This is a genomic window from Acinetobacter sp. YH12135 (assembly GCF_013418565.1).
Taxonomy (GTDB): Bacteria; Pseudomonadota; Gammaproteobacteria; order Pseudomonadales; family Moraxellaceae; genus Acinetobacter; species Acinetobacter towneri.
In genome coordinates this window covers 41,116-47,534 of sequence record NZ_VPBU01000021.1, presented here as the reverse complement: position 1 = coordinate 47,534, position 6,419 = coordinate 41,116, and the positions used below count along the sequence as shown (strand labels likewise).

Genomic DNA, 6,419 nt, shown 5'->3' with positions numbered 1-6,419 from the left:
TAGCAAGAGTGAACCACCTGATCCCTTCCCGAACTCAGAAGTGAAACCTCTTCGCGCTGATGGTAGTGTGGGGTTACCCATGTGAGAGTAAGTCATCGCCAGCTCATTATTCTAAACACCCTCAACTCACGTTGGGGGTGTTTTTTTATGCAAAAAGAAAATAAAGTTAGAAAAATGAAATTATAAAAAGAAAGGAAACATAAAAGTGAAGGCAAAATAAAACCATCAGGGGATGGTTTTAAAGAGTAAGCATACTTTCTAAATTTGATTAGACATCACGTAGTAGTCGACGTGCATGTTTAAATGCTGTTCTTAAACCTTCTTCTAGTGTTGGATGGTAGAACGGTTTATCTAAAATATCTTCAAGTGTGAGTTCTTCATCAATCATCCAAGCCAATAAGTGCGCCATGTGCTCAGCAGCATCCACAAATAATTCAGCACCTAATAACTTTTGACTTTTATTATCAATATAAACTTCAATAGCACCTTTGTTTTTTCCTAGCACCAAAGCGCGACCTTGTTTTTCATAAGAAACAAAGCCTGTTGTAAATGCAATATTTTGATCTTTCAGTTGTTTATAGTTTTGTCCTACAGATGCCATTTCAGGTGAGCTAAACACAATGCCCATGGGTGTTAATGTTTTTATATTTTCAATGTTTGGAAAGCTTAAACAATTATGCACGGCTGCACGCCCTTCATGTGCTGCTTCATGTTGAATGGGAGTATTCGTGTGTGCATCACCCACAATAAAAATAGCATGCTGTCCGAGTTGTTTGGTATGAGGATCAATTGGGAGTTGTTTGATGTTGTTGAAACTTGTATCAATATTTTCAAGATGAAGCTGATCTAAATAGCTGCGTCTACCCGTAGCAACCAATACATAATCGGCAGTTAAGCTTTGTATTTGTCCATTTTCTTGATATTCAATTTTCACGCCTTGTTCTGTTTTTTGTAGTTGTGTAGGCAAGGTTTCAAATTTGATATTCAATTCTCGACTGAGTGTATCTTGTGCAATGGTTTGTAGTTCTGGGCTGCGGAGTGAACCAACTTTACGACTACGGGCAAAAATAGTGGTATCTACCCCTAAGCGTTGCATAGCTTGAGCCAATTCGATTGCAATTACACCACTGCCAATGACGGCCAAAGATTGGGGTAAGTTCTCTAATTCAAAGATTTGATCTGATGTGATTAAGCGTTCGCCTAATTTTTCTTTCCATGCTTGCTCATAAGCAGGAGTAGAACCGACTGCAATAATAAAAGCTTTTGCCTGATATTGCTGTCCATTCACTTGAATTGTATGGGCATCTATAAAAGTCGCAAAACCTGAAATCTTATGGGATGCTTCCCAACGATCTACATCTTTTTGTGTGGCACGGGTAAAACGATCACGTAATTGGCGTACGTGCGTCATGATTTGGGATGTATCAATTTTTGCATCTACCGTGAGTGCAACTTCTTGTGCATGTTGTATGTCGTGCATGCGATTGGCACTAGAGATGAGAACTTTGCTGGGCATACAACCAACGCGGGCACAGGTGGTGTCCCATGGACCGTGATTGATGATGATTAGGTTTTGGGTGTATTTAATCGCTTCTTTATAGGCGCTAATGCCTGCGGTGCCTGCACCAATAATAATGAGGTCGTACATTTGTGAGCTACTTCAGGTAATAAATAAATTCAGGCTAACACGAGCAAAACATTTATCATGCTTTTATTTACATAAAGCAGTAACTATGGTTACATATCTGACAATATTAATTTTATGTTTGATTAACTCATAGTTTTAGAGGGATTTGGGGAATAACTCAATGAAAAAGAAAGAAATTAGTTTGAAATTTTCGGCTGTGGCTTTAGCAGTTTTATTGGCTGGCTGTGGTGGCGGTGGAAGTGATGGATATTATGGGGGGGATGCTTCTAACGCTAATAGCGGTGGGGCTAATCAAAACCCATCTACTCCAGTCGGTGAACTACCTGAAGTTGCAACTTCAACAAATGCATTTACGCAATTAAACTCTTCTAAGCCTAATTTGTTATTGAGTGGAGATACGACAGTACTTCAAGTCCAATTGCTAGAATCTGCTACAGGTGGAGCATGGTCCGATGAAGAAATTTCATTACAACTAGTTGATGCACAAAATTTAGGTATAAGTTTTGCACCAAGCAAAGCTACTACAGATGAAAATGGATTCGTGACATTTAATCTTACATTAAATACTTTAAATGTCAGTGAAAGTTATAAATCTCAATTATTAAGTACTGGACTACAAATAAATGTATTAAATAGTAAAGGTACTAGTTTGGGGAGTCATGTCCTTAAAGTAGTAGAAAATGAAGAACAAAAAGCACAATATGATTTAGTTGTTAGTGCTAATAAAAATGAACTTTCTCTTACAGGTGATAATGCGATAATAACAGTACGTGCAGTAGACTTAAATGGTGGTTCACTTCAAGGTAAAACGGTGACCCTATCTTTAAAAGACTATACACACGTTCGTTTGGAGAGTGCATCAAGTTTAATAACTGATTCATTCGGAGATGCTAAATTTAAAATTAGCTTGTTACCGACAACGGGTAATGCTGCAGATTTATTGAAACTTAATGGAGTTGATGTAGAAGCGACAATTAAAGATGAAAAAGGTGTAACAGTTACGGAACCTTTCGAGCTTAAAGTCGTGGCTGGCGTTACAGCAACACCAGTAGGGCAAATTACTTTGGGTAATGCAGCCCTTTTAAGTAAAAGCTCAGATCAAGTTTATTATACTGAAAAATTCTCGGCTCAAGTTGTAGATGCTGATGGTAAACCTATTAAAACACCACAAAAAGTTACGATGAAAGTTGATATTATTTCAAGTACAACTGGATACTTTTTAACACAAGCTCAGATTAATGCTATGCGAAGTCAAGATGCCTTATCCTTTGAGCAGAATCGTATAGTTCCAATCCAGAATGAGATTACTACACTAGAGTTAAGTAAGGCACGTTTACAGGCTGATATTGATAAATTAGATCCAAATAGTGCAAATTATGATAGTGATAAGAAGGCTTTAGAGAATCAAATTATCGATATTGACTATAATATATTGGTTAAAAACACTGAAGCTTCAGTTTTGAAAGCTAGACTTGATTTAGTTAATAAAATTACAATTCCGAGTCGTGTTCAATGGGAATGTGGTATAAATCCAACCACTCAATTAGCTACAAGTTTAGTAGATCAAACGAATCAGAGTTTAGGTAGCCAGTATGAATACACTACTGACACAACTGGTAAATTTGATTTTAATATTAATTATCAAAGACGTTATGCTAGATGGCAAACGGTGTTATTAACAGCTTCAGCCCAACGTGCTGATGGCACAAAAATTGAGTCCACAATGACGTATGCATTGGGCGCATTAAAAGAAGATATTGATGCTGCTACTGGGCAACCGTTTGATGTAAGTCCGTTTAACCGTACTGTAGCTGATAATTGTAATTATATTAAACCGTGGACTTCTTTACTGAATTAAGAACTTAGACTAAAAAACAGCGCTTCAGCGCTGTTTTTTATGGGGGATTTCAATTTAAAAATTAAAGAGAAGTCCCCACACTCACACCCACCGTCGGGCGTACTTGCATAGAACTACAAGCACTCAGAAGCAAGACACACATCACCACCAATAAAACTTTATTCATGCAACAAACCTTGAGATTTTGCCTGATGAAATAACGCATTAGAACGAGCGCCACTACGACAAATCATCAGAATGGGTTTTGGAAGCTCATTATAATATTTAGCGAATTCAAGAATGTCTGTTTGAGAAATTTTACCGCTGTTGACAGGTTGATAAATCACACTGATCTGGGATTTTTCCGCGATATTGCGTAATTCACTCACCTTGACTGCATTACCCATCTCTTGATCAGGGCGGTTCACAATCACAGATTTAAAACCTTGCCGCATCAACTGTGAAAATTTGGCAGCATTCATCTGACCTGCAACACTGACTTTGGTATTTAAAGTCTGAACATCGTTTTGAGCGTGACTCAGCGGGATACTGCTACAGATCAGAATACAGCAAAATACATATTTGAGGATGGGTTTAGTCATCCAACAAATCCATTTGTTTTGCCAACTGGAATAAGTTGTTTGAGCGGTTACCCGTACGGCAGAACATCAACACAGGTTTTGGCAATTCGTTATAGTGATTGGCAAAAGTACGCACATCGACTTCAGTAATTTGACCAGACACCACAGGTTGATAGACATAATCTAAGCCTGCTGCACGTGCAGCTTCTTCAATTTGCGCACTGGTTGGTTGCTCAGCACCACCTTCCATATCTGGGCGGTTATTAATAATTGACTTAAAGCCTTTCTCTACAACTTGGCTCACATGTTCAGGACCAATTTGACCCGCAAAACCGACTTGTTCAGACATGGGAATACTCCATCATTTTATTCATGACAATATGCTTTATGATAGCATTAAGCAGATTCAAGAGCAGAATGTTCTGAAATATTTATAACGACGATAACGATAAAATAACGCAATGGAGCGCTTATGCATTCCTATACGGTCGAGCCTTTATATGTCAAAAGTGATCACGAGGTGATTGCTGCAGACTTTTATCGCCCTAAATCTATAGAAAAACCCGCGGTAATTCTGATGGCGCATGGTCTGGCGGCCTTGCGTCATTTTAAATTGGTGCAATACGCACAATATTTTGCTCAGGCAGGCTATGCCGTGGTGCTATTCGATTATCGCTATTGGGGCGGGAGTACGGGGCGTCCACGTGAGTTGGTATCCATAGAGGCGCAGTTAGATGACTGGCGCAGCATGATTTCACATATCGCGGAACGTAAGTTGATTGATGCCAAACGCATGATTCTGTGGGGAACTTCTCTGAGTGGCGGATATGTGCTGAGTTTGGCCTCACGCTTACACAATATTGCCGCGGTCATGGTACAAGTGCCTTTTGTAGATGGTGCGGAAAGTGCCAAGTTATATCCTTTGCAGCAACTTCCGAAAGCCCTAAAAATCTCCAGTCAGGACTATATGGGAGCAAAGGTGGGGATGTCACCCAAAACGCTTGCAGTGGTGGCGCAAAAAGAACTGTGTTTTTTACCGACCACAGACAGTTATGCAGGTTATATGTCAATTGTGAACCCCGATCATTACTGGAGTGGGGAAATTCCTGCTCGGGTGTTTTTTAATTTGATTCGTTATCGCCCCATTCAAGAAGTGCGGCAAATCAACATCCCTGTGTTATTTATTGCTGCACAGCGTGACAGCCTGATTCCAATTGAATCGAGCCGTGAAACGGCCACCAATATTGCGCCTTATGTGCAATATGAAGAGTGGGATATGCAACATTTTGATATTTATCATGGTGAATGGTTTAAAAAAGCCATTCAGACCCAATTAGAGTTTTTACAGCAACTGTTTGGAGTTCAGTAAATGATTATTGTATGCCCTGGATGTGGTGCAAAAAACCGTGTACCTGAAGATAAATTATCTGCAAATCCTGCATGTGGGCAGTGTCATCAAGCGCTGATTCCACTTGCACCCATTGAATTGAATGAGCAAAATTTCAGTAATTTTATCCAAAATAGCGATTTACCTATTCTGATTGATCTTTGGGCGGACTGGTGTGGTCCTTGCAAGATGATGGCACCACATTTTGCAACAGTTGCCAAGCAGAATCCGCAGGTGGTGTTTGCCAAAATTGATACCGAGGCCAATCCACGCTTAAGCAGTGCATTCCATGTGCGCAGTATTCCAACACTGGTATTGATGAATAAAAGCAATGAAATTGCTAGAATAAGCGGCGCGCTACGAGCGACTGAATTACAACAGTGGTTGGATCAGCAACTCAATGCCCAGTCTTAATGCACTGTTCGTGCTAATTTAATGCAAATGTCCGGAGTGAACGTGTCAGATTCTCATGTAAAACCAGAGGGAGTGCTTTCCCTACAAACAATTGCCATGCCAGCAGATACCAACTGGAGTGGAGATGTCTTTGGAGGCTGGATCGTTTCACAGATGGACTTGGCAGGTGCGATTCATGCCGAGCGTTTTAGTAAAGGACGTTGTGCCACGATTTCCATTAACCAAATGACTTTTTTGGTGCCTGTAAAAGTGGGCGATGTGATCAGTTGCTACACCAAAATTTTGAAAGTGGGCAATACTTCAATTCAAATGCAAATTGAAGTGTGGGACAGCCATGATGATTCACGTGAAGCTGTGCGTGTTACCGAAGGGGTATTTACCTTTGTTGCGGTTGATGTCAAAGGCTCAAAACGTCAGATTCCTGAAGAAGCCAAACAGAAGTTTTTAGAAGCTCAGGCTAGTCAAGCATCATAAGTATCAAGCTAGTCAAACATCGTAATGAAAAAAATCCCAGCACAGTAGCTGGGATTTTTTCTTGGAGAGGAAACAGGC

General features: G+C 39.9%; 7 protein-coding genes and 1 rRNA gene. 5 read left to right on the top strand and 3 right to left on the bottom strand.

What is annotated here, in order from left to right; translation table 11 throughout:
- Nucleotides 1–104: ribosomal RNA gene (gene rrf / locus FTU70_RS11635) — 5S ribosomal RNA — on the top strand; the annotation flags it as partial.
- A gap of 164 nt (nt 105–268) precedes the next feature.
- Here rrf and FTU70_RS11630 read toward each other — a convergent pair.
- Nucleotides 269–1,648, bottom strand: coding sequence for a dihydrolipoyl dehydrogenase (locus tag FTU70_RS11630; RefSeq protein WP_180060628.1), 1,380 nt, complete (start codon nt 1,646–1,648; stop codon nt 269–271).
- A 160-nt stretch (nt 1,649–1,808) separates the two neighbouring features.
- Here FTU70_RS11630 and FTU70_RS11625 point away from each other — a divergent pair, with 160 nt between their 5' ends.
- On the top strand, nt 1,809–3,506 hold the full coding sequence (locus FTU70_RS11625) for a hypothetical protein (RefSeq protein ID WP_180060627.1): 1,698 nt from the start codon (nt 1,809–1,811) through the stop codon (nt 3,504–3,506).
- A gap of 158 nt (nt 3,507–3,664) precedes the next feature.
- Here the strand turns inward: FTU70_RS11625 and FTU70_RS11620 are convergent, their stop codons facing one another.
- Together FTU70_RS11620 and FTU70_RS11615 are read right to left on the bottom strand one after the other, a co-directional pair.
- Nucleotides 3,665–4,087: a beta-lactamase hydrolase domain-containing protein gene (locus FTU70_RS11620; RefSeq protein ID WP_180060626.1), complete on the bottom strand. Its 423-nt coding sequence runs from the start codon at nt 4,085–4,087 to the stop codon at nt 3,665–3,667.
- On the bottom strand, nt 4,080–4,415 hold the full coding sequence (locus FTU70_RS11615) for a TIGR01244 family sulfur transferase (protein WP_096902417.1): 336 nt from the start codon (nt 4,413–4,415) through the stop codon (nt 4,080–4,082). The genes FTU70_RS11620 and FTU70_RS11615 overlap by 8 nt, the downstream gene beginning before the upstream one ends.
- 123 nt (nt 4,416–4,538) lie before the next feature.
- On the opposite strand from FTU70_RS11615, the gene FTU70_RS11610 reads away from it, so the two are divergent.
- The 3 genes from FTU70_RS11610 to FTU70_RS11600 all read left to right on the top strand — a co-directional run bounded on the left by FTU70_RS11610 (nt 4,539) and on the right by FTU70_RS11600 (nt 6,341).
- On the top strand, nt 4,539–5,435 hold the full coding sequence (locus tag FTU70_RS11610; RefSeq protein WP_180060625.1) for an alpha/beta hydrolase: 897 nt from the start codon (nt 4,539–4,541) through the stop codon (nt 5,433–5,435).
- Nucleotides 5,436–5,867: a thioredoxin TrxC gene (gene trxC, locus FTU70_RS11605; RefSeq protein WP_070153832.1), complete on the top strand. Its 432-nt coding sequence runs from the start codon at nt 5,436–5,438 to the stop codon at nt 5,865–5,867.
- A gap of 96 nt (nt 5,868–5,963) precedes the next feature.
- Complete coding sequence (locus FTU70_RS11600; protein WP_228748483.1) at nt 5,964–6,341, top strand: acyl-CoA thioesterase; 378 nt, start codon at nt 5,964–5,966, stop codon at nt 6,339–6,341.
- Nucleotides 6,342–6,419 lie beyond the last annotated feature (78 nt).